This window comes from Rhizobium sp. AC27/96, from assembly GCF_001692325.1.
Taxonomy (GTDB): domain Bacteria; phylum Pseudomonadota; class Alphaproteobacteria; order Rhizobiales; family Rhizobiaceae; genus Rhizobium.
This window is the reverse complement of the sequence record NZ_LXKN01000001.1, coordinates 1297695-1317704: the sequence shown is the minus strand read 5'-3', so window position 1 is coordinate 1317704 and position 20010 is coordinate 1297695. Positions and strand designations below refer to the sequence as shown.

Genomic DNA, 20010 nt, shown 5'->3' with positions numbered 1-20010 from the left:
GTTGTTCCCGCCGATTCCGAAGACTAATAGAGTCGCACGCAAAGAACCTGATTTGAGACCAAAAAACAAGGAACGGCATTCATGAGCGTAACCGGCTTGCCATTCGATGATTTCCGCACGCTGCTGCGCGACCTTCCGGGCCCGGATGCCCGAGCGCTGGTAGCGGCACGCGAGCGCGACGCGCAGCTTACCAAACCGCCGGGCGCGCTTGGCCGTCTTGAGGAGATCGCTTTCTGGCTGGCCGCATGGACCGGCCGCGCGCCGGCCGTCACCCGGCCGCTGGTTGCGATTTTCGCCGGTAATCATGGTGTCACCAAGCAGGGCATCACCCCGTTCCCACCTTCCGTCACGCAGCAGATGGTGGAGAACTTTGCCGCCGGCGGTGCAGCCATCAACCAGATCTGCGTCGCTTATGATCTCGGCCTCAAGGTCTTCGATCTGGCGCTCGATTTCCCCACCGCCGACATTACCGAGGAGCCGGCGCTCAGCGAGCGCGACTGCGCTGCGACCATGGCTTTCGGGATGGAGGCGATTGCAGGCGGCACGGACCTGCTCTGCATTGGCGAAATGGGTATCGGCAACACCACGATTGCGGCCGCCATCCACTATGCGCTTTACGGCGGCAAGGCCGAGGATTGGGTCGGCCCCGGCACCGGTTCCGAAGGCGAGATGCTGAGACGCAAGATCGCTGCCGTCGAAAAGGCGGTGGCATTGCACCGTGATCATCTGTCCGATCCGCTGGAAATACTGCGCCGTCTCGGCGGTCGCGAGATCGCTGCCATGGCCGGCGCCATTCTAGCGGCGCGCATGGAGCGCATTCCCGTGATCATCGACGGCTACGTCGCGACGGCTGCAGCCTCCATTCTCAAGGCGGCCAATCCGTCGGCACTGGATCATTGCCTGATCGGCCATGTATCGGCGGAGCCCGGGCACCTGAGATCGATCGAGAAGCTTGGCAAGACGCCGCTTCTGGCGCTCGGAATGCGGCTCGGCGAAGGCACCGGGGCTGCGCTCGCGGCCGGGATCGTCAAGGCTGCGGCTGCCTGCCATTCGGGCATGGCGACCTTCGAAAGCGCGGGTGTCACCAACAAGCATTGATGGACCAAAGCAGCGGGATGCTGGATAGCATCCCGCTGCCGATTTTTCTGTGGAACTATCGGTACACGTCATAAATCTGTAATGAATTCCTGAAGCGGTCGAAACTGTCAGCTTGCTTCAGTGGGAGCAAGGCGGTATTCGCAAAGCGTCTAAATTGCAGTTGGGGCATTACGGGCGGAACGAGAATGGCCGAATTTTCGAAATCAGCAGTCACCAAGGAAACAGGGATCCGGCATTTCTTTGCCGCTGCCGGTTATTCCTGGGGTGGTTTTCAACGGCTGCTTCAGGAGGCTGCGTTCCGCCAGGAACTGCTCTTCGCAGCGGTTTCGCTGATCCTGCTGATCGCAGTCGGCGCGAGCTTTGGTGAAATCGTCATCGGTATGGTGATTTTCCTCGGCGTCTTTGCTGTCGAGGCAATGAATACGGCCGTGGAAGAGGTCATAGACCGGATTTCGCCGGAGATTTCCAATGTCGGCAAGTATGCCAAGGATCTCGGCTCATTTGCCGTGTTTTGCATGCTGGTCGCAGCCGGCCTCTATATGCTTTACATCATCGGCAGCCATCTGTTTTTCCGGTAGCCGTCGGAAAGCTGAGCCTCAGGCGAAGCTCTTCTTGCGCCGTCCGATGAGCGGGGCATCTTCGACGGCCGGCAGGCTTTGCAGTACGCGCTTGGCCGGCAGGATAGCGATGACCTCGGTGCCTTCGCGCAATTTGGATTTCAGCACGAACTGACCGTCATGCTTGGCAAGGATCGCCTGCACGATCGGCAAGCCCAGGCCAGTGCCTTGCTCTGCACTCTTGATGGCGATGGACCCCTGACCGAAGGCCGAGAGGACCACTGGAATCTCTTCTTCGGGAATACCAGGCCCATTGTCCTTGATCGCCACATACTCGCCGCCTCCGGCCGTCCAGCCGACCTTGACGGTGATTTCGCCGTTCTGCGGCGTGAATTTCACGGCGTTCGAGAGCAGATTCAGGATCACCTGGCGTAGCGATTTTTCATCAGCCCAGACAGACGGAAGCTGCGGTTCGATTTGCGAGGAAATGGAAATATTCTTGCCGCGCGCGCGCAGCTGGACCATGCCGATGCAATCTTCGGCAATGTCGAGCAGCGAGATGGCTTCCTCGTTTAATTCGTATTTGCCGGCCTCGATGCGCGACAGATCGAGGATTTCGTTGATCAGGTTGAGCAGGTGCTGTCCGGAGCGATGGATATCGGTGGTGTATTCCCGGTAGGTGGCGTTGTTCAAGGGCCCCATGACCTCCGCGGACATGACTTCCGAGAAACCGAGAATGGCGTTCAGCGGCGTTCTGAGCTCATGCGACATGGAGGCGAGGAAGCGCGATTTGGCGAGGTTCGCCTCTTCCGCGCGGCGGCGGGCCTCGTCGGACATGGATTTCGCGACTTCCAGTTCCGCGATCAGATCATCCTTTTCCGATTGGAAGGAGAGGATCTTCAGATTGGACTGGAACATGCGATTGGTGATGAAGGTAAAGAAGATCACCGCGACGGAGACGACCGCTGTCAGGGCGATATCCGAGGGCCTTCGGGTCAATATCGCGGTGACGACAAGTGCCACCGTTGCCGGCGCAAAGCAGAAGGGCACGGCACGCGGCAACATGAAGCTGGACATGGCCGTGATACAGATCGCCACAAGCAGGACGGCGCCCTTGTAGAGGCTGAAGCTGTCGCCGCCGCAGGTCGAGCAGCTCTGCATCGCGAAGACTGCCCAGCAGAGCCCGGTAAATAATTGGCCGAGCAACAGGATCTGCCGCCATCTCCTGGCGCTTTCGACGCTCATCTCCTGCTTTTTCGCGCGCCTGCCGAGGATCATATTGATGGCATGCGCAGTCAGGATCGGAATGGCCCAGAAGAAAATCAGCGCGTCACGGGTCAGATAGACCCCGATCGATGCCACGACGATTGCGAAGATCGGCACGACAGCGGCACCTTGCAGCATCGTATCGATGTGCATGAGCATGAGCTCGCGGTCGAAATTGCTGCTGTGGCCAATTTGCAAGCGTTCGCGGGTCTGCCGCACGGCCTTCGACACAGCCCGGTTTCGGTGACTGCGCGATCGGTCGACGATGTTTTTATCTGTCGATGTGCTGACGCCGATTTTCATGGTTTCGTTGAAAGTTAGTCTTCCTGAGGTTACAGACTAGCGGCCAAACATTAAGAAGATACTGCGGCGAAATGGTTTGTTTGCCATCTTCGCCAAGGATTTGTTGTGAAAGGAGGCAAGAAAGTGATGCGGTCAAGCCGCCTGTTTCGCGACGGCGCGGTCACATTTGCCCTGCTCGCCATTCTTGCTTTGCTCGCGTTGAAGTTGAACAATCGGCCAGAACTTGTTCAAACAGGCCGATTTTATGCGATCGATGGCGATACGCTTTCTGCCAATGGCGAGCGTTTGAGGCTGAAGGGCATCGATGCGCCGGAATATCGGCAACGGTGTCGGCGTGATGGCGCGGACTGGGCATGCGGAGAAGAGGCGCGCAAGGCGCTTGTCACAATCATTAAGATCGGCGCGCCGGAATGCCGCGGAAGAGAGAGGGATCGCTATGGTCGCCTGCTGGTGACTTGTATGGTCGGCGACCTCGACATCAATGCCGCCATGGTGCGCAATGGCATGGCATTGTCCTATGGAGGTTATGCCTCTGAGGAACGGATGGCGAGGCAGGCGAAAGCTGGAGTTTGGGCCGGCGATTTCGAACGGCCGAGCGATTACCGGCGCGAAGAGCGTCTGGAGCATCCCGCTGGAGGCGATCCGATGATGGGCCTGATTGAATATCTGCGAGGGATTGTCGGATGGAGCGCGCAATGATTGGAGCGGGCGAGTTGCAGGCCCTGCATTCGGCCATCGCCGCCTGTCGCCTCTGTCGTGACGCCCCGGCGAAGGGCGAAGCGGATCGGCTGCCACACGAGCCACGGCCGGTCGCCACGCTTTCTTCGACGGCACGTATCCTGATAGCGGGGCAGGCACCCGGCCTGCGCGTTCATGAAAGCGGCCTGCCGTTCAATGATGCTTCCGGTGATCGGCTGCGGCAGTGGCTGAACGTCGATCGCGATAGTTTCTACAATCCCGACAATTTTGCCATGCTGCCGATGGGTTTTTGTTTTCCCGGTTACAATGCCGCTGGCAGCGACCTGCCGCCACGCAGGGAATGCGCGCCTCTGTGGCGTCAGAAGGCGATGGATGCGATGCCGCAGATCGAGCTGATCCTAACAATCGGGCAATATGCCCAGGCATGGCATCTCGGCAAGGAGCGCATGGCGTCGATGACGGAGACGGTCGCCGAATGGCGGCGTTATCTTCTGACCAATCACTCGCCGGCCATCTTGCCGTTGCCGCATCCGAGCTGGCGCAACAGCGGTTGGCTGAAACGTCATCCCTGGTTCGAGGAGGAGTTGCTTCCGGTATTGCAAGAACGTGTGAGAATCTTGGTTTCTTGAAAAATGGTTCTTTTCTCGTCCTGAAAATAGGCTATAGAGAGAATATAATTCGAAGGGATGCTGAAAATGGACCGTCTTGACCGCAAAATCCTGCGCCTCCTCCAGGAGGATTCCACTCTGGCCGTGGCCGATCTTGCCAAGAAGGTCGGATTGTCGACGACACCGTGCTGGCGCCGTATCCAGAAGATGGAAGAAGACGGCGTCATTCGCCGCCGCGTGGCCCTGCTGGATCCGGAAAAGGTCAACACGAAGGTTACCGTTTTCGTGTCCATCCGCACCAACAGCCACTCGATCGAATGGCTGAAGCGTTTTTCCGAAGTGATCGCCGATTTCCCGGAAGTGGTGGAATTCTACCGCATGAGTGGCGATGTCGACTATCTGCTGCGCGTTGTCGTTCCCGATATTGCCGCCTATGACGCCTTCTACAAGCGCATGATCGCCAAGATCGAAATCCGCGACGTCTCCTCGGCTTTTGCGATGGAGCAGATCAAGTATTCGACGGAACTGCCGCTGGATTACATGCTGATCGAGAACGCCAAGTCGAACGAAGACTAAGCGCTGCTTTGACAGGGGCGCTCAGCCGAAATTATTCCGGCTGAGCGCCTTTTAATATTTCTTGTCCAGCCGTGCGAGCAGGGACGACGTGTCCCAACGATTGCCGCCCATAGCCTGAACATCACCATAGAATTGGTCGACGAGCGCCGTTAGCGGCAGCTTGGCCTGGTTCTGACGCGCTTCGGCAAGCACGATGCCGAGATCCTTGCGCATCCAGTCGACGGCAAAGCCGAAATCATATTTGCCGGCATTCATGGTCTTGTGACGGTTTTCCATCTGCCATGAGCCGGCAGCGCCCTTGGAAATGACCTCCACGACCTTTTCGATATCGAGTCCGGCCTGCTTGCCGAAGTGGATACCTTCGGCAAGGCCCTGAACGATGCCGGCGATGCAGATCTGGTTGATCATCTTGGTCAACTGACCGGCGCCGACAGAACCCATCAGGCCGACCATGCGGGCGTAGGCGTCGATGACGGGACGTGCCTTTTCGAATACGGCTTCGTCACCGCCGCACATGACGGTCAGTACGCCGTTTTCAGCGCCGGCCTGGCCGCCGGATACGGGGGCGTCGATAAAGTCCGCGCCTTTTTCCTTGGCGGCAGCGTAGAGCTCGCGCGCCACTTCGGCGCTGGCTGTGGTATTGTCGATCAGTATGGCGCCCGCCTTCATGGTCGAAAGAACGCCATTCTCGCCCGTGGTCACCGAGCGCAGGTCGTCGTCATTGCCGACGCAGGTGAAAACGAAGTCCGCGTCTTTGGCGGCTTCGGCCGGAGTGGGGGCGAACTTGCCGTCGAACTGCTTGGCCCATGCTTCCGCCTTGGCAACGGTGCGGTTATAGACAGTGACGTCGTGGCCGCCTTTGACCTTGAGATGCCCTGCCATGGGATAGCCCATGACGCCCATGCCGATGAACGCGACCTTTGCCATTTTTTCTTGCTCCATGATCTATTTTGACTCGAAGGCTTAGCGGAAAGGCCAGAGGGACGGAAGGCCGATTTATCGACCAACTTGTCACCATGTCACTTGGCTTGGAATCTCATTTCTAGAATGAGGCATTTGGCGAAACCAAATTTCGACGTTCGCGGAAAACTTCATAATATCCTTTGTCGATATAATCTGTGGATTTGCGATCCTTAGCTACCGACAATGAGCCGGCGTTCACGGGAAGCGCCAAAGCGACAGGGAAAAGGATCTTCGATGATTTCGCGCAGACAGACACTCGGCCTCTTCGGCGCCACGGCGGCTGCCTTCGCGTTGCCCTCCATCAGGCCGGCTGGTGCCGCTGCGGCGACCACTCTTCGCATCGGCTGGCAGAAGAACGGCGTGCTGGCGCTCGCCAAACGCAAGGGAGCGCTGGAGAAGCGGCTTTCCGATCGCGGGATTTCTGTCGAGTGGTCTGAATTCACCTCTGGACCGCCGCTCCTTGAAGCGCTTGGGGCAGGTGCGCTTGATTTCGGTGCCACCGGCGACGTACCGCCACTCTTTGCGCAGGCAGCCAATGGCAATCTGCTCTATGTCGGCCTTTATACGGGCAGCCCGGAAAGCTCCGCCATTCTTGTTCGCAAGGATTCGCCGATCCAGACGCTTGCCGATCTTAAGGGAAAGAAAGTCGCCTTCAAGCGTGGCTCCAGCGCCCATAACGTCACCGTCAAGGCCTTGCGCAAGGGCGGACTGACGGTCAACGACGTCCAGGCGCTCGATCTCGCGCCGCCGGATGCTTCGGCTGCTTTCAAGACCGGCGCCATCGATGCCTGGTCGATCTGGGATCCTTACCTGGCCATTGCCGAAGCCGATCCGGATACGCGTATCCTGACGACGGCGCGGGGGATCGTCGACTCCTTCAGCTATTTCCTGGCAAACGGCGATTTCACCAAGGACAATCCGCAGGTCATCACCGATGTCATTGACGAGCTGGCCAAGGTGGGCGCAGCGGCGCAGTCCAATCTAGATGATACCGTTGCGGCCCTTGCCGAGATCACCGGTGTACCGGCCGACGTGACGCGGGTGACGTTGACCCGTCCCGGCTCGAACCTCGGCGGTGTTTCCACGATCACGGATGCCGCGGTCGCCTACCAACAGGGACTAGCCGATGAATTCTACAATCTTGGCATCGTTCCGAAGAAGCTGACCGTTACCGATATCGTCTGGCGGCCGAAGGCGAGCTGAGCACAGTTGACCTCTCGAGAACTCCCGATGCCTCCAACGTCTGAAAAGATCCTGGATGGGGTCGCAGGCGGAAAAATATTCCGCCTGACCTCAGGCAATAGAAAATCTGCATTGTCGATATAATCCATAGTCTATGCCACTATCCCGGTCGAAGCATCGGGAAGTGGCTCCCGACCACGCGCACCCAGAAGGCAGGAACACTTCATGACCGCGACCGCAAAACCCATCGATTTCCTGTGGTTCATCCCGACCTCCGGCGACGGTACCTATCTCGGTTCGACCGATCTCAATCGTGGGCCGGATATCGGCTATCTCCAGCAGATCGCGCAGGCGGTTGACAGGCTCGGCTATACCGGCGTGCTGCTGCCGACGGGCGTCTCCTGCGAAGAATCCTTCGTCACCGCCGCCGCGCTTTCGGCCCATACGCAGAAGCTGAAGTTCCTGGTCGCCATCCGTCCCGGCACGGCATCACCAGCCTATTATGCCCGTCTCGCTTCGACGCTCGACCGCGTATCGAATGGACGTGTGCTGCTCAACATCGTCGTTGGCGGCAGCCCGGCGGAATTGGCCGGCGACGGCATTCATCTGGAGCATGACGAACGTTATGCCCATGCCGATGAATTCTTTCATGTCTGGGAAGAGTTGCTGGAGAAGGGCTCCTCGACATTCGAGGGCAAGTATATCAAGGCCACCAATGCAAGGCTCGGCCTGCCGCCGGTGCAGGCACCGCGCCCGCCGCTTTATTTCGGCGGCTCCTCGGATGCCGGCATCGAATTCTCGGTCGGCCGTGTCGACAAGTACCTGACCTGGGGCGAGCCTCCGGCACAGGTGGCTGAAAAGGTCGAGAAGGTCCGGGCAGCAGCCGCCAATCGCGGCCGCGAAGTCAGCTTCGGCATCCGCCTGCATTTCATCGTCCGTGAGACGGATGAGGAAGCATGGGCCGCCGCCGATCACCTGATTTCCAAACTTGATGAAGAGACGATCCGCGAAGCGCAGGAGCAGTTCGTCAATCAGTCCGACTCGGTTGGGCAGAAGCGCATGGCCGCGCTCCACGGTGGCCGCCGCGACAAGCTCGAAGTATCGCCGAACCTCTGGGCCGGCGTCGGCCTGGTGCGCGCCGGTGCCGGTACGGCGCTTGTCGGGTCACCGAAGACGGTGGCGGCAAGGCTGCGCGAATATCAGGATATCGGCATCGAAACGGTGATCGGTTCGGGCTATCCGCATCTGGAAGAGGCCTATCGTGTTGCGGAGCTTCTCTTCCCCGAACTTGGGCTGGACCGCAAGGAGCAGCGCGCGGGTTTCCGCAATGAGTTCGGCGCCAAGCAGATTTTTGCCGGCGGCAGCCATGGCGGCAATCTGAAAGTCGTTTCCGGCTCGTGAGCCATCCTACCAAGGAGATCCCCATGTCGGCATTCGATACATCCTTCATCCGCATCGGCGCCGAAAGCCGGGCTCGCCCGGTCAAGCCTGCAAGGCAGGTGATCTCCTTCGAACGGTTTCTGCCCTTCCTGCTGCCCGTCGTCGTCATAGCGGCGTGGCAGCTCGGCTCGTCGGTCGGATGGATCTCGACGCGCATCATGCCGTCACCGGCTGCCGTCGTGGTTGCCTTCTGGCAGACGACGATTTCGGGCCAGTTGCCGAACAATATCCTCGTCAGCGCCGGCCGCGCTTTTGCCGGCTTGCTGGTGGGCGGCTCGATCGGCTTTCTGCTGGGCATCGCCAATGGCGTGTCGCGACTGTCGGAACAGGTGACCGACACGACGCTGCAGATGCTGCGCACCATTCCGCATCTGGCCATGGTGCCGCTCGTCATTCTCTGGTTCGGAATCGGTGAGGAATCAAAGCTGTTCCTGACAGCGCTCGGCGTACTTTTCCCGATCTATCTCAACACCTATCACGGCGTTCGCAATGTCGATCGCGGGCTGATCGAGATGGGCAGGGTCTATGGCATGAGCAACTGGACGCTGTTCCGGAAGGTGATCTTCCCCGGCGCCTTGCCGTCCATCCTTGTCGGGCTGCGCTTTGCGCTCGGCATCATGTGGCTGACCCTGATTGTTGCGGAGTCGATCGCCGCATCGTCCGGTATCGGCTACATGGCCAATAATGCCCGCGAGTTCGGCATGACCGATGTCGTGGTGCTGACGCTGGTAATCTACGCCATTCTCGGCAAGCTCGCCGATGTCGTTGCGCGGGCCATCGAGCGCCGGGCGCTCCGCTGGAACCCGGCCTATCAGAATTGAGGACCAAGCCATGAGCGTGATCGCACCGGATCGCCTTCGCCATCAAGCCGCAAGCACAGCTCTGTCATCCACGGGTGCGGCTGCAATCCATATCAGAGGCCTGGAAAAGAGCTTCGGCAACAATCGGGTCCTGCGCGGCATCGATCTCGATATCCCGGCCGGACAGTTCGTCGCCGTGATTGGCAAGAGCGGCTGCGGCAAGAGCACGCTGCTGCGCATCCTGATGGGGCTCGACGAGCCGAATGCGGGACATCTGCGTTTCGAGGCTGGGGATGGTAGCGAAACGGAACCGAATACCCGCATCGTCTTTCAGGAGCCGCGCCTGCTGCCCTGGCTTTCGGTCGCCGATAATGTAGCCGTCGGGCTGGGCGAGGGCGTGCCCCGGGATATCTCCCGAAGCGCAACGGCTTCGGTTCTCTCCGAAGTGCAACTTGCCGAGAAATCTGGCGAATGGCCGTCCAGCCTTTCCGGCGGCCAGAAGCAGCGTGTGGCACTTGCCCGTGCGCTTGTCAGCAAGCCCGGCGTGCTTGCTCTCGACGAGCCGCTTGGTGCGCTGGATGCGTTGACCCGCATCAGCATGCAGGAATTGCTGAACCGCGTCTGGCGCGAGCTTCGTTTTACCGCGGTGCTCGTCACGCATGATGTCAGCGAAGCCGTACATCTGGCGGATCGGGTCGTCGTACTGGACGAAGGGCGGATCGTGCTCGACCTCGCCGTTCCTTATCCGCATCCACGCCGTCACGGCAATCCGGCGCTGGCGGAACTCGAAGGGAAGTTGCTGGCGGCAATTCTTGGCGAGGCGCGCAGCTAGGTCGCCCGCCAAATGGTCTAGTTCGGCCTGCTTTCGTCTCCCTCGACATAGAGCCGGAGATTATCGAAGCCGCTCTCCGTGCCCATCAGTCGCGAGCCATTGTCGCCATAGCCATCAAGGAACACGACCTGCTCGACGAAGGTCATCTTCGTGCCGCCGGGCTCCTGAGCAAAGCTGACGGTTGCCAGCGACACGGAAATTCTGACGTCGTCCAGCATCATGTCGAAGGCATAGATGAAGCGATCGTTCGGGACGACGTCGATATAGCGCGCCTGATAGGCATGCACGACACCGTCCGTCGAGGCGACGCGGTTGCTTTCGCTGCCGCCGGCGCGGAAATCCAACTGGAAATCCAAAGGCGTCCAATCGCCATGGCAGGCAAACCATTGCCGCTTCTGCTCAGGGATCGCCCAGGCGCTGAAAACGCGCGGCAGAGGCGCCTTGAAATGGCGCTCTATGGTGATGGTCGTATGTTCGGTCGATCGTTCGCTCATTCGCCTGCGGTCTCCGTCGGTGTCTCTGCGAGGAAGAGGTCGAGCCGGTCGAATGCTCTGTTCCACGAGGCCTTGCGTTCGGCGATCCAGCGCTCGACCGACGCCAGTGCCTCCTTGCGAAGGTGATACGTCCGCACCCTGCCGGCTTTTTCCGAGAGAACCAGCCCGCTGGTCTCCAGCACCTGCAGGTGTTTCATCACCGTCGGCAGCGCCATATCCAGGGGCTGCGCCAGTTCGGTAACGGAGGCGGGGCCGCGTCCGAGCCGGTCGATCATGCCGCGCCGGCTCTGATCTGACAAAGCTTGAAACATCCGGTCGAGCGACTGGGCTTCTTCAAGCATGCGATTGTTCCGGGCGGAATTGGGCCGGCAGGTTCTCTTGATAGGGATAGAAATGGAAATAGGGCATGGCTTCCTGCAGCACGCGGGCAAAGGACGGACGGTCGAGCAGGCGTTGGTAGTATGCCTTCAGTCTGGGTTGGCTTCCATCGAAGGGAACGAGCGTTTCGGCGTAGAACAAAGCGGGCGCTGCGGCGCAATCGGCCATGGTCAGGTTTGCGCCGGTGATCCAGGTCTTCTCGCCGAGCTGCTTTTCGATCATTCCATAGGCGGTGCGCAACAGCGCCTGTGCTTCAGCGACGCTTTGCGGGTCGTGAGCATCCTCAGGCCGGCGTCTGTCCGCGACGATCTTCTGCATCGGTTCCTGCACATAGAGATCGAAGAAACGATCCCATAGCCGGACGTTCAGGGCATCTGTGGGATCTGCTGGTAAAAGCGCTGTGGCTCCAGGGTAACGCCGATCGAGATATTCGATGATGATGCTGGTTTCGGGAACTGTGCTGTCGAGCGTTTCGTCGCGCAGCACCGGAAACTTGGCGAGAGGCCAGAGACGCGCCAAGGAGGCCCGCGATTCCTCGTTGCCGAGATCGATAACCCGATTTTCGAACGGCGTGCCATTCTCATAAAGCGCCATCAGCACCTTGTGGCAGAAGGAGGCAAGGGGATGGTTGTAGAGAATAAGGGACATGCGACGACCTCTCTTATAAAGGTTTCAACTGTTACTTATCCAAACGGCTAAGTAACAGTTCGCGCGCAGCGAGGCAAGGAAATAGTTATCCATTAGGATAACTATTTCTGCCGTTCTTATCGGTCGTATCAGTCGGCAAGCAGGCGCGCGATGACCAGATGGCCCGGCGTCGGCTGGCCTTCCTGCATTCGGACATTGATATCGGTGATCTCGACCAGCTCGAAGCCGGTCGCAGTCAGCCGCTCGCGCACATAGGCGTCCGCATGGGCAAAGCGCTGGTGCGGACCGACCATATAGAGACGGCCGGCCAAGGTCGCCTCCGGCAGGGTCTCGGAGGAGAAGATGAAAAGGCCACCGGGCGTCATGTTCTCCGCGGCGCCGAAGAACAACGGTTCCAGCGCGCCAAGATAGGGCAGGACATCGGTGGCGGTAATCAGGTCGAAGGATTCTTCGTCATTGTCCTCGAGGAAGTCTTCGACCTCGGCCACGAAGAGAGTTTCGTAAACATCCTTCTCGTGGGCGATTTCGACCATGTTTTCGGAGATGTCGATACCGGTGATGTCCTCGACGATGTCGCGCAAGGTGCTACCGGTCAGCCCCGTGCCGCAGCCGAGGTCGAGCATGCGCTTGAAGGGGCCGAGGCCGAGCGCCTGCAGTCGCTGGCGCACGAGGACCGGCACATGATAGCCGAGTTGCTCGACCAGAACGTCTTCGAAAACTTCGGCATGCTGGTCGAACAAGGTCTCGACGTAGGCATCCGGCGCCTTTGCCGGGGTTTCGCCACGTCCCATCGAAGCGATGCGGACGGCGGCGCCGCCATGGTCTTCCGGATCGAGAGCGAGAACCTCTTCATAGGCCTTGACGGCGGCATCGATATCGCCGGATTTTTCCAGTGCCAAGGCACGGTTGTAAGCTTCCGCCAGCGCGTCTTCGTCGATCTTCTTCTTTGCCATGATCAGCAGCCCTTCTTTTGTCCCGCTGGCATTAAGGCGCTTGACCGGCTTTTGCAATGCTTGCGTCGAGATCAGGGCTTCTGAGGGCGGATATAGCCGTTATCCGCCCGATTGGTGGTTCGTTCAGCGACTGCATCCATGAGGCAAGGCTAGTGCAGGATGAACTCACCCTTCAATGCCCGCCACTCGGTCGCCGATATAAGCTTGCGATGGACATAGCGCACCGAATGCAGCGGGCCGTCGAGCGTTTCCTCCCAGAATTTCAGGAAGCCGCGCATTTCGGGGAAATTCGGGGCGAGATCATAATCCTGCCAGATGTAGGTCTGCAGAAACTGAGGGTGATCGGGCAGTCGGTACAGGATCTGCGCCGTCGTCAACCCATAGCCTTGCAACTGCTTTTGCATGTCGTCGTGCATGAGCTTTCTCTTTCCGTTCCCATTCTTGTTCGTGACTCACCGTCACACACATATGGAAACAGCTCATGGTAAACCCAAGCTTTACAAAAGTGTCGCAAAAGAAATTTTCTTCACAAAAATCAATGTGTTAGCAGCGTCTATGGGTGAGTGCTGCCAGCAAGGGAGGCATGCGCCCGTCCTTGCCGTCAGCGCTTGAGGTGGCGGGTCAGATAGGCTTCCATCCGGCCCCAGCCATTGCGCATGATTTCGACGATCACCAGGTAGAAGATCGCTGCCCAGAGATAGGTCTGGTAGTCGTAGGTTCGTGAGAAGGCATAGCGCGTCTGGCCCATCAGATCATACACGGTGATGATCGAAACGACCGCGGAGCCCTTGATCAGAAGGATGATCTCGTTGCCGTAAGGGCGCAGCGCCACGATCAAAGCTTGCGGCAGGATGATCTTGTAGAAGGTGACCAGCCTGTGAATGCCCAGGGATGCGGCCGCTTCGCTTTGCCCCTTGTGAACGCTCTGAATTGCCCCGCGCACGATTTCCGCCTGATACGCCGCCGTGTTCAGCGATATGGCGAACAGACCGCAAAAGAACGGATCGCGGAAGAACCACCAGAGACCCCAGCTTTGCAGAAAGTCGCGGCCTTGCGGAAAGCCGTAATAGACAATGAATATCTGTGCCAGCAGGGGCGTTCCGCGGAAAAGATAGACGTAGCAATAGGTAAGCGTGCTCAGAAACCTGTTGCTCGACATTCTGGCGAAGGCGATCGGCAATGAAAGTATCGCACCGAAAATGAAGGAGAGCCCGACCAATTCTACCGTAATCCAGAGGCCATGCAGGTAGGCCGGCCCAAACTGGAAGAATTTCTCGTTGTCCCAGTTGATTATCATCATCGCGATCAGCGAGATGCCGAGCAGAGCCCAGAGGGTCAGGAAGAAATAGCCGGCGAATCGAGCCTTCGAGAAGCGCCGTGTGGTCTGTGGCGGGGCCGGCTGGGCGGGGATCAATGCTTCAGCATAGCTCATCGGCGAAACTCCGCGCGTTTTGCCCAGCGATCAAGATAGGACAGGCCGGCCGAGGAAATGATCGCGAGCACCAGATAGAGTAGGCAAGCGATGGAATAGAAGAGGAAAGGCTCTTTCGTCGAGCGTACGGCCAGACCGGTCTGGCGAATGATGTCTGCAAGCCCGATGACGGAAACATAGGACGTGTCTTTCAGCAGGTTCATCCAGAGATTTCCGAGATTGGGAAGAGAAATGCGGATGAGCTGCGGCAGGATGATCAGGCGCATGGTGCGGGCGCGGTGAAAGCCGAGAGCGTCGCCTGCCTCGTACTGTCCCTTCGGGATTGCCCTGAAGGCAGATAGCAGCACTTCCGAGCAATATGCCGAGAAAACGATCGCCAATGCGACCATGCCGGCGGCGAAAGCGTTGATCTCCACCGGTCCGTCGTAGCCGACATGCGCAAGTGCCAATTGCAGCACGATCTGCGCGCCGTAATAGATGATGAAGAGCGTCAACAGTTCCGGCAAGCCGCGGAAGATGGTGGTGAAGACGCCGGCCGCCAGACGCAGCGATTTCTCTTCGGATTGCTGAGCCAGCGCCACGCAGAAACCGATGACCAGGCCGAACGGCAATGTCAGGATCGCAACGACAATGGTGACCTTCAGGCCACCGGCGAGCTCGTCACCCCACCCGGTATCACCACAGGCAAGTATGGTATTGTGGCCGAACACCGTGAACAATCCGGCCGGACCACACAACGGGTCGAAAATTGTACTCAACCAGGTCCACAAGGAACCAAGCGCGGAAAACAGTCCGCTCATGCTGTATTTCCCCTAGCGGCTTTTGCCGCGTTTCTGCTTATATTCTTTTCGTTGTCAAACAAAAACGGCGGAAGAGCAAGCTTCCGCCGTCGTCTTTTCCCAAGGAATCGACGGGCGATCAGTCGCCGTAAACGTCGAAGTCGAAGTATTTGTCCTGGATCTTCTTGTAGGTGCCGTCAGCGCGGATCGCTGCGATCGCGGCGTTCAGCTTGTCCTTGAGCGCTGCATCGCCCTTGCGGATGGCGATACCTGCGCCGGCGCCGTTGACGACCGGGTCGATTTTCAGCGTGCCGAGCATCTTGCAGCAGCTGCCGGCATCAGACTTCACCCATTCCGACAGAACGACGACGTCGTCGATCGCAGCGTCGATACGACCATTGCCGAGGTCGAGCTTGTATTCGTCAGCCGACGGATAGAGCTTCAGTTCGGCGTCCTTCAGGTGGACGGTCGCATAGTTGGCGTGCGTTGTGGAGGACTGCGCGCCGATGGACTTGCCCTTGAGGGCTTCGTCGGTCGCTTCCTTGATGGTGGAGTCCTTCGAAACGGCGATTGCCGGCGGCGTGTTGTAGATCTTGTTGGTGAAGTCGACGATCTTCTGGCGTTCCGGCGTGATCGACATGGAGGAGATGACGGCGTCGAACTTCTTGGCCTGGAGAGCCGGGATGATGCCGTCGAAATCCTGATTCACGAAGCTGCACTTGACCTTCATATTGTCGCAAAGCGCATTGGCTATATCGATGTCGAAGCCAACAAACTTGCCGCCGGCATCGAGCGATTCGAAGGGCGGATAGGTCGCGTCCGTGCCGAAGACGATCGTGTCGCCATCGGCAAGAGCCGCGCCGGCGAGGAGCGACATCGCGGCGAAGGACGCAGCGGCAAAAAGACGAGTGGAGATGCGCATATTGATCCTCTCTGTTGGTGGCCGGCAGCTCATTATTGTTGATTGGCGTCCGGCTCGAGTGGAGCGGGTCGGTGACCCGCCTTGCGGCGATATTCGTACTTTTTTTTTGGAAATTGCAACTGGAATTACGAAGGCTATCGTTGCCCCGCGATCTGCCAGCAACCCGGACGGGTGGCGGGGAAATGTGAACGAAAGCCGTCCGGCCCATTCAGCCAGGGTTAATTGCAGCCACCTAATAGTTTGGGAACATATAGCGGCCTGCCGCGATTCAGCCTCACGAGAACCGGAAAATGGCCCGGATCGTGGGGCATCGCCTTGCCCGCTGAGATTCGCAATTCGGCAGACAAAGATCATAAGAGGAGACCCCATATGGGTAAGCGATCCAGACTATTTGCCAGCGCCGCATTTCCGCTGCTTTCATTTTCGCTCGTATTCGAGCCGGCGGTTGCTGCGGCGCTGCGTGAGCAGCCCATCGCGCCGTTGAACAATGGAATCACTGGAGCGACGGCTGCTACCGCAAGTTTCGAAGTGGCCCAGCAGGAGGCTCCGGCCGCGCAGCCGGAAGAAGAGCAGCTCAAGCACAAGAAGCCTGCCGAGGGCGAGCAGGGCGAGCCGCAGGGCCAGAAGCCCGAAGAACCGAAGCATCAGATGAAGCAGGCCGAGCCCGAAGGCGAGCAGCAGCAGAAGCCGCCTAAGGAGCAACCGCCGAAGGAGCAGCCGGAAGCTCAGCCTCCAAAGGCGCAGCGCCAGCAGCCCGCCGAACAGGAGCAGCCGAAGCCCGAAGCCAAGGAGCCCGCAGCCGAGGCGCCGGCGCCGAAGAAGCATCAGCAGCCGACTGAAGAACAGCAGCCGCAGGCTCAGCCGGAGGCAAAGCCGCAGCCCAAGGCTAAAGCTCCCGAGGCCGAGCCGGAAGCGCCGCAACCCAAGCAGAAGGGCAAGCAGCCCGAGGCAAAGCAGCCTGCCGAGGCTCCGGAACCGAAGGTAGAGAAGCAGCAGCCTGCCGCCGAGGCACAGCCGGAAGCAAAACCGGAGCCAAAGGCCAAGCCTGAGCCGAAGGCCCAGCAGCCGGCGCCCGCTCAGAAGGAAGCACCTGCCACCGCCGAACCGCAAACTCAGCAGGAACCGGCAAAGCAGGCTCAGCCTGAACAGAATGCTCATCCGAAGAAGCAGGGCCAGCCCGAGACGCCGGCGCAGCAGCCCGCCGAACAGCCGCAGACGCCTGCCGGCCAGCCATCGAAGGGCCAAAAGGCCCAGCCGGAAACGCAGGCTCAGCCGGAAACCCAGCCGGGTACCCCGGCAACGCCCGGCACGGAGCAGGGGCAGAAGCCGGGCGACAAGACGCATGGCAAGCAGCCTCAGAACCAGCAGCAGGGCGAACAGCCCGCCGCCAATCCACAGCAGCCGGCCACAAAGGGCGAGCCGCAGGGTCAGCCGGCTCAGCCTGAAAATCAGGCAACGCCGCAACCCGGCAAGCAGCAGCCAGCCAATGGCGCCGAGACCGCCGCTCCGGGTACGGCAACACCTGCGCCGGCAAACGGTACCGGCCAGCAGGCTGGCGAAATTCAGGTGCCGCCAGCCGAGCAGGTTTCGCCCCAGGAACTGGAACGACGCAAGAAGATCGCCGAGAATCCGGGTTCTGCCAGCGGCCCGGTCATCCTTCCCGTCGAAAACGGCAGCGCCGTTCTGGACAGCCAGAAGGATGCGGTTCGTCGCGGAGAACATCTAAACGGCGGACAGAATCCGGGCGCCCCCGGTGCACAGGGTGACCATGGGAAGGCCGGTCAGGGCCAGAATGGCCAGGCGCAGACCAACCCGGCCCAGCAGCCGCCGCCTGCCTATACGAAGCCGCCGACCTCCGACGCGGACGCGCAGCGCGTGCCTGCCGGTGGCCAGCCGCAACCGCCCGTCAAGATGGAGGCGGTAACGAGCGAGCAGGGCCGCCGGATCGATCGCCGGCCGGATTTCGTGCCACCGCAGGGAAACACGATCCAGACCATCATCAATCAGGACAATCGCACCGTCATTAACGTCGACAACACCTATGTCGTTCGCCACGATGACAGCGATCGCTTCGTTCGTGATGGTGAGCGTCCGAGCTACGAGCAACTGCCGCGGGATCGCTATCGCGAGACGATCGATCGGCCTGACGGCGATCGCATCGTCACCATTCGCAACCGCTATGGCGACATCATCCAGCGCTCGCGCATCGATGCCCGTGGCCGCGAATATGTGCTGTTCTACTCGCCGGAGCTGGAAGACCAGCCGGATCATGACGACTATTTCCGCGATCCGGGCGACCGCCTGCCGCCGATGCGCCTGCTCATTCCGCTGAGCCAGTACATCATCGACACGGCATCCAACCGTAACACTGATTATTACGACTTCCTGCGCGAGCCGCCGGTCGAACCGGTCGAGCGGATCTACTCGGTCAACGAAGTCCGTTACTCGGCTCGTATCCGTGACAAGATCCGTCGTATCGACCTTGATACGATCACCTTTGCGACGGGCAGCGCCGATATTCCGATGTCGCAGGCCAGCACGCTGCGTGGTGTTGCCGACGGCATATCGAAAATCGTCAAGCGTGATCCGACCGAAACCTTCCTCATCGAAGGTCACACGGATGCCGTGGGCTCAGCCCAGAGCAACCTGATCCTGTCGGACCAGCGTGCGGAATCGGTCGCCAATGTCCTTAGCGATGTCTATGGCATCCCGGCTGAAAACCTGGTCACCCAGGGCTATGGCGAGCAATATCTGAAGGTGAATACGACTGGCCCGTCGCAGGAAAACCGCCGCGTTACCATCCGGCGCATCACGCCGCTGGTGCGCCCGGTTGCCTCCAACCGGTAAGCATTCGCCGACGCAGGAATGGAGGCCGCCGGGAAGCCGGCGACCTTTTATTTTGCCGGCTTATGAAGACCGACAGTCGCCGCAATGAAATCGGCGATCGCCAGCGTGTCGTTGAGATCGAATACCGGAAGCGAGCCGGCATCTTCCACTGCGTGATCGGCAGCGATGGCAGCGATATGCGGGTCCTGGGGGGCGAGCGGCTCGCGTTTGGCAGCTTCGAGGCGCCGCGCCTCGATCTTGGGGATCGGTTCCCGCTTATAGCCCTCGATCAGCACGAGGTCGCACGGAGCGAGGCGCGCCAGTATTTCCTCAAAACTTGGCTCCGGCGCACCGCGCAATTCGTGCATGATGGCGTAGCGCGTGCCCGAAACGATGGTGACTTCATGTGCTCCGGCCTCGCGATGACGGAAGCTATCCGCACCCACCTTGTCGATGTCGAAATCATGATGCGCGTGCTTGATCGTGGAGATCCGGTAGCCGCGCCGGGTAAATTCGGTGACCAGGCGAACGGCAAGACCGGTCTTGCCGGAGTTCTTCCAGCCAGCAATGCCAAAGATTTTCGGGCGGGATTTTGTCATGCCTTGGTTTCCAGAGCTGCCAGCCATTTTTCCGCGTCGGCCAGATCATCAGGCGTGTTGACGTTGAAAAACGGATCAAGAGGGCCGATTGGCGTTTCAATCGCGGGAAAATCCACTCGGCGGACCTCGTAGCGGGTGAGAAAATCGCTGACCCGCCGTTTCGTGTCGGTCACGATCCAGCTTTCAAGGTCGGCGGCGGCCGATACGGGCCAAAGACTGAAAACGGGATGATCGCGGCCGAGCGATGTGGCGACTGCAATTTCATCGCGGCCCTGGATGGCGTCTGCCAGCAGCTCGATAAGACCGAAAGGGAAGAAAGGACTGTCTATCGGTACGGTCGCGACATGCGAGGCTTGCGGATAGTGCAGGGCCGTATCCTGCATCGCGGTGAGTACGCCTGCGAGAGGGCCGAGTTTTCCGGGAATTCTGTCGGGAACCAGCCTCAAGCCCAAGGCGTCGGGCCAATCAGCATCTGCGTTCAGTGCGATGGGATGCTGCCCGCGTTTACCGAGCCGCCCGGCGACGCGTGACAGAAGGCTTTCTCCCCCGAGCGAGGCGAAAGCCTTGTTCGAGCCCATGCGGCTCGATCTGCCGCCGGCAAGCAGGACAACGGGAACAAGTTCTGTATTGGCAATGAAGCCGGACATGGCAACGA

The 20010-nt window shown here is 59.7% G+C and carries 22 protein-coding genes; 10 read left to right on the top strand and 12 right to left on the bottom strand.

Translation table 11 applies throughout. The annotated features are described in order from the left end of the window. Nucleotides 1–81: 81 nt before the first annotated feature. Both cobT and A6U86_RS06630 read left to right on the top strand, forming a co-directional pair. Entirely contained in the window at nucleotides 82–1098 is a 1017-nt protein-coding gene (gene cobT / locus A6U86_RS06635; protein WP_068387503.1) for a nicotinate-nucleotide--dimethylbenzimidazole phosphoribosyltransferase, read from the top strand. Nucleotides 1099–1283: 185 nt separating this feature from the next. After that, a complete protein-coding gene (locus A6U86_RS06630) occupies nucleotides 1284–1676 on the top strand; it encodes a diacylglycerol kinase (RefSeq protein ID WP_068387501.1) in 393 nt (130 codons plus the stop codon). Between the two features lie 18 nt (nucleotides 1677–1694). On the opposite strand, the gene A6U86_RS06625 is transcribed toward A6U86_RS06630, so the two are convergent. Continuing rightward, complete coding sequence (locus A6U86_RS06625; protein WP_068387499.1) at nucleotides 1695–3224, bottom strand: sensor histidine kinase KdpD; 1530 nt, start codon at nucleotides 3222–3224, stop codon at nucleotides 1695–1697. A gap of 123 nt (nucleotides 3225–3347) precedes the next feature. On the opposite strand from A6U86_RS06625, the gene A6U86_RS06620 reads away from it, so the two are divergent. The 3 genes from A6U86_RS06620 to A6U86_RS06610 all read left to right on the top strand — a co-directional run bounded on the left by A6U86_RS06620 (nucleotide 3348) and on the right by A6U86_RS06610 (nucleotide 5107). Next, nucleotides 3348–3923, top strand: a complete 576-nt coding sequence (locus A6U86_RS06620; RefSeq protein ID WP_068388035.1) for a thermonuclease family protein — start codon at nucleotides 3348–3350, stop codon at nucleotides 3921–3923. Further along, nucleotides 3920–4552, top strand: coding sequence for a uracil-DNA glycosylase family protein (locus tag A6U86_RS06615; RefSeq protein ID WP_068388033.1), 633 nt, complete (start codon nucleotides 3920–3922; stop codon nucleotides 4550–4552). The genes A6U86_RS06620 and A6U86_RS06615 overlap by 4 nt, the downstream gene beginning before the upstream one ends. A gap of 66 nt (nucleotides 4553–4618) precedes the next feature. After that, nucleotides 4619–5107 carry an Lrp/AsnC family transcriptional regulator gene (locus A6U86_RS06610; protein ID WP_068388031.1) on the top strand — a complete coding sequence of 163 codons (489 nt, stop codon included), beginning with the start codon at nucleotides 4619–4621 and terminating at the stop codon, nucleotides 5105–5107. 51 nt (nucleotides 5108–5158) lie between these two features. Here A6U86_RS06610 and A6U86_RS06605 read toward each other — a convergent pair whose 3' ends face one another. Further along, nucleotides 5159–6034 (bottom strand): NAD(P)-dependent oxidoreductase, encoded by an 876-nt coding sequence (locus tag A6U86_RS06605; RefSeq protein ID WP_068388028.1) that lies wholly within the window; start codon nucleotides 6032–6034, stop codon nucleotides 5159–5161. A 270-nt stretch (nucleotides 6035–6304) separates the two neighbouring features. On the opposite strand from A6U86_RS06605, the gene A6U86_RS06600 reads away from it, so the two are divergent. The 4 genes from A6U86_RS06600 (at nucleotide 6305) to A6U86_RS06585 (ending at nucleotide 10324) form a co-directional block, all read left to right on the top strand. Next, on the top strand, nucleotides 6305–7273 hold the full coding sequence (locus A6U86_RS06600) for an aliphatic sulfonate ABC transporter substrate-binding protein (RefSeq protein WP_068387496.1): 969 nt from the start codon (nucleotides 6305–6307) through the stop codon (nucleotides 7271–7273). A gap of 204 nt (nucleotides 7274–7477) precedes the next feature. Beyond that, nucleotides 7478–8653, top strand: coding sequence for an FMNH2-dependent alkanesulfonate monooxygenase (ssuD, locus tag A6U86_RS06595; RefSeq protein WP_068387493.1), 1176 nt, complete (start codon nucleotides 7478–7480; stop codon nucleotides 8651–8653). Nucleotides 8654–8676: 23 nt separating this feature from the next. Beyond that, the gene (ssuC, locus tag A6U86_RS06590; protein ID WP_068387491.1) at nucleotides 8677–9513 is read left to right on the top strand and encodes an aliphatic sulfonate ABC transporter permease SsuC; all 837 of its coding nucleotides are present in this window, start codon (nucleotides 8677–8679) and stop codon (nucleotides 9511–9513) included. 10 nt (nucleotides 9514–9523) lie between these two features. Then, nucleotides 9524–10324, top strand: coding sequence for an ABC transporter ATP-binding protein (locus tag A6U86_RS06585; RefSeq protein ID WP_068387488.1), 801 nt, complete (start codon nucleotides 9524–9526; stop codon nucleotides 10322–10324). 17 nt (nucleotides 10325–10341) lie between these two features. Here the strand turns inward: A6U86_RS06585 and A6U86_RS06580 are convergent, their stop codons facing one another. The 8 genes from A6U86_RS06580 to A6U86_RS06540 all read right to left on the bottom strand — a co-directional run bounded on the left by A6U86_RS06580 (nucleotide 10342) and on the right by A6U86_RS06540 (nucleotide 15930). Continuing rightward, the gene (locus A6U86_RS06580; RefSeq protein WP_068387485.1) at nucleotides 10342–10818 is read right to left on the bottom strand and encodes an SRPBCC family protein; all 477 of its coding nucleotides are present in this window, start codon (nucleotides 10816–10818) and stop codon (nucleotides 10342–10344) included. Beyond that, the gene (locus tag A6U86_RS06575; protein ID WP_068387482.1) at nucleotides 10815–11159 is read right to left on the bottom strand and encodes a helix-turn-helix transcriptional regulator; all 345 of its coding nucleotides are present in this window, start codon (nucleotides 11157–11159) and stop codon (nucleotides 10815–10817) included. The genes A6U86_RS06580 and A6U86_RS06575 overlap by 4 nt, the downstream gene beginning before the upstream one ends. Then, entirely contained in the window at nucleotides 11152–11844 is a 693-nt protein-coding gene (locus tag A6U86_RS06570) for a glutathione S-transferase family protein (RefSeq protein WP_068387478.1), read from the bottom strand. Before A6U86_RS06570 ends, A6U86_RS06575 begins: the two co-directional genes overlap by 8 nt. 128 nt (nucleotides 11845–11972) lie before the next feature. Beyond that, complete coding sequence (locus A6U86_RS06565; protein WP_068388025.1) at nucleotides 11973–12797, bottom strand: class I SAM-dependent methyltransferase; 825 nt, start codon at nucleotides 12795–12797, stop codon at nucleotides 11973–11975. Between the two features lie 149 nt (nucleotides 12798–12946). Further along, entirely contained in the window at nucleotides 12947–13213 is a 267-nt protein-coding gene (locus tag A6U86_RS06560) for an usg protein (protein ID WP_068387476.1), read from the bottom strand. Between the two features lie 185 nt (nucleotides 13214–13398). Beyond that, nucleotides 13399–14229 carry an ABC transporter permease gene (locus A6U86_RS06550; RefSeq protein ID WP_068387471.1) on the bottom strand — a complete coding sequence of 277 codons (831 nt, stop codon included), beginning with the start codon at nucleotides 14227–14229 and terminating at the stop codon, nucleotides 13399–13401. After that, a complete protein-coding gene (locus tag A6U86_RS06545) occupies nucleotides 14226–15029 on the bottom strand; it encodes an ABC transporter permease (protein ID WP_068387469.1) in 804 nt (267 codons plus the stop codon). The genes A6U86_RS06550 and A6U86_RS06545 overlap by 4 nt, the downstream gene beginning before the upstream one ends. Nucleotides 15030–15147: 118 nt before the next feature. Next, nucleotides 15148–15930 (bottom strand): lysine/arginine/ornithine ABC transporter substrate-binding protein, encoded by a 783-nt coding sequence (locus A6U86_RS06540; protein WP_068387467.1) that lies wholly within the window; start codon nucleotides 15928–15930, stop codon nucleotides 15148–15150. A 369-nt stretch (nucleotides 15931–16299) separates the two neighbouring features. Here A6U86_RS06540 and A6U86_RS06535 point away from each other — a divergent pair, with 369 nt between their 5' ends. After that, nucleotides 16300–18777, top strand: a complete 2478-nt coding sequence (locus A6U86_RS06535) for an OmpA family protein (RefSeq protein WP_068387462.1) — start codon at nucleotides 16300–16302, stop codon at nucleotides 18775–18777. 47 nt (nucleotides 18778–18824) lie between these two features. On the opposite strand, the gene mobB is transcribed toward A6U86_RS06535, so the two are convergent. Then, the gene (gene mobB / locus A6U86_RS06530; protein WP_068387460.1) at nucleotides 18825–19355 is read right to left on the bottom strand and encodes a molybdopterin-guanine dinucleotide biosynthesis protein B; all 531 of its coding nucleotides are present in this window, start codon (nucleotides 19353–19355) and stop codon (nucleotides 18825–18827) included. Further along, nucleotides 19352–20002, bottom strand: a complete 651-nt coding sequence (mobA, locus tag A6U86_RS06525; RefSeq protein WP_068387459.1) for a molybdenum cofactor guanylyltransferase MobA — start codon at nucleotides 20000–20002, stop codon at nucleotides 19352–19354. The genes mobB and mobA overlap by 4 nt, the downstream gene beginning before the upstream one ends. Nucleotides 20003–20010: the final 8 nt, after the last annotated feature.

Coding starts and splice junctions, on each gene's coding strand:
- cobT (WP_068387503.1), top strand. CDS start 82: ATGAGCGTAACCGGCTTGCCATTCGATGATTTCCGCACGCTGCTGCGC.
- A6U86_RS06630 (WP_068387501.1), top strand. CDS start 1,284: ATGGCCGAATTTTCGAAATCAGCAGTCACCAAGGAAACAGGGATCCGG.
- A6U86_RS06625 (WP_068387499.1), bottom strand. CDS start 3,224: ATGAAAATCGGCGTCAGCACATCGACAGATAAAAACATCGTCGACCGA.
- A6U86_RS06615 (WP_068388033.1), top strand. CDS start 3,920: ATGATTGGAGCGGGCGAGTTGCAGGCCCTGCATTCGGCCATCGCCGCC.
- A6U86_RS06610 (WP_068388031.1), top strand. CDS start 4,619: ATGGACCGTCTTGACCGCAAAATCCTGCGCCTCCTCCAGGAGGATTCC.
- A6U86_RS06605 (WP_068388028.1), bottom strand. CDS start 6,034: ATGGCAAAGGTCGCGTTCATCGGCATGGGCGTCATGGGCTATCCCATG.
- A6U86_RS06600 (WP_068387496.1), top strand. CDS start 6,305: ATGATTTCGCGCAGACAGACACTCGGCCTCTTCGGCGCCACGGCGGCT.
- ssuD (WP_068387493.1), top strand. CDS start 7,478: ATGACCGCGACCGCAAAACCCATCGATTTCCTGTGGTTCATCCCGACC.
- ssuC (WP_068387491.1), top strand. CDS start 8,677: ATGTCGGCATTCGATACATCCTTCATCCGCATCGGCGCCGAAAGCCGG.
- A6U86_RS06585 (WP_068387488.1), top strand. CDS start 9,524: ATGAGCGTGATCGCACCGGATCGCCTTCGCCATCAAGCCGCAAGCACA.
- A6U86_RS06580 (WP_068387485.1), bottom strand. CDS start 10,818: ATGAGCGAACGATCGACCGAACATACGACCATCACCATAGAGCGCCAT.
- A6U86_RS06575 (WP_068387482.1), bottom strand. CDS start 11,159: ATGCTTGAAGAAGCCCAGTCGCTCGACCGGATGTTTCAAGCTTTGTCA.
- A6U86_RS06570 (WP_068387478.1), bottom strand. CDS start 11,844: ATGTCCCTTATTCTCTACAACCATCCCCTTGCCTCCTTCTGCCACAAG.
- A6U86_RS06565 (WP_068388025.1), bottom strand. CDS start 12,797: ATGGCAAAGAAGAAGATCGACGAAGACGCGCTGGCGGAAGCTTACAAC.
- A6U86_RS06560 (WP_068387476.1), bottom strand. CDS start 13,213: ATGCACGACGACATGCAAAAGCAGTTGCAAGGCTATGGGTTGACGACG.
- A6U86_RS06550 (WP_068387471.1), bottom strand. CDS start 14,229: ATGAGCTATGCTGAAGCATTGATCCCCGCCCAGCCGGCCCCGCCACAG.
- A6U86_RS06545 (WP_068387469.1), bottom strand. CDS start 15,029: ATGAGCGGACTGTTTTCCGCGCTTGGTTCCTTGTGGACCTGGTTGAGT.
- A6U86_RS06540 (WP_068387467.1), bottom strand. CDS start 15,930: ATGCGCATCTCCACTCGTCTTTTTGCCGCTGCGTCCTTCGCCGCGATG.
- A6U86_RS06535 (WP_068387462.1), top strand. CDS start 16,300: ATGGGTAAGCGATCCAGACTATTTGCCAGCGCCGCATTTCCGCTGCTT.
- mobB (WP_068387460.1), bottom strand. CDS start 19,355: ATGACAAAATCCCGCCCGAAAATCTTTGGCATTGCTGGCTGGAAGAAC.
- mobA (WP_068387459.1), bottom strand. CDS start 20,002: ATGTCCGGCTTCATTGCCAATACAGAACTTGTTCCCGTTGTCCTGCTT.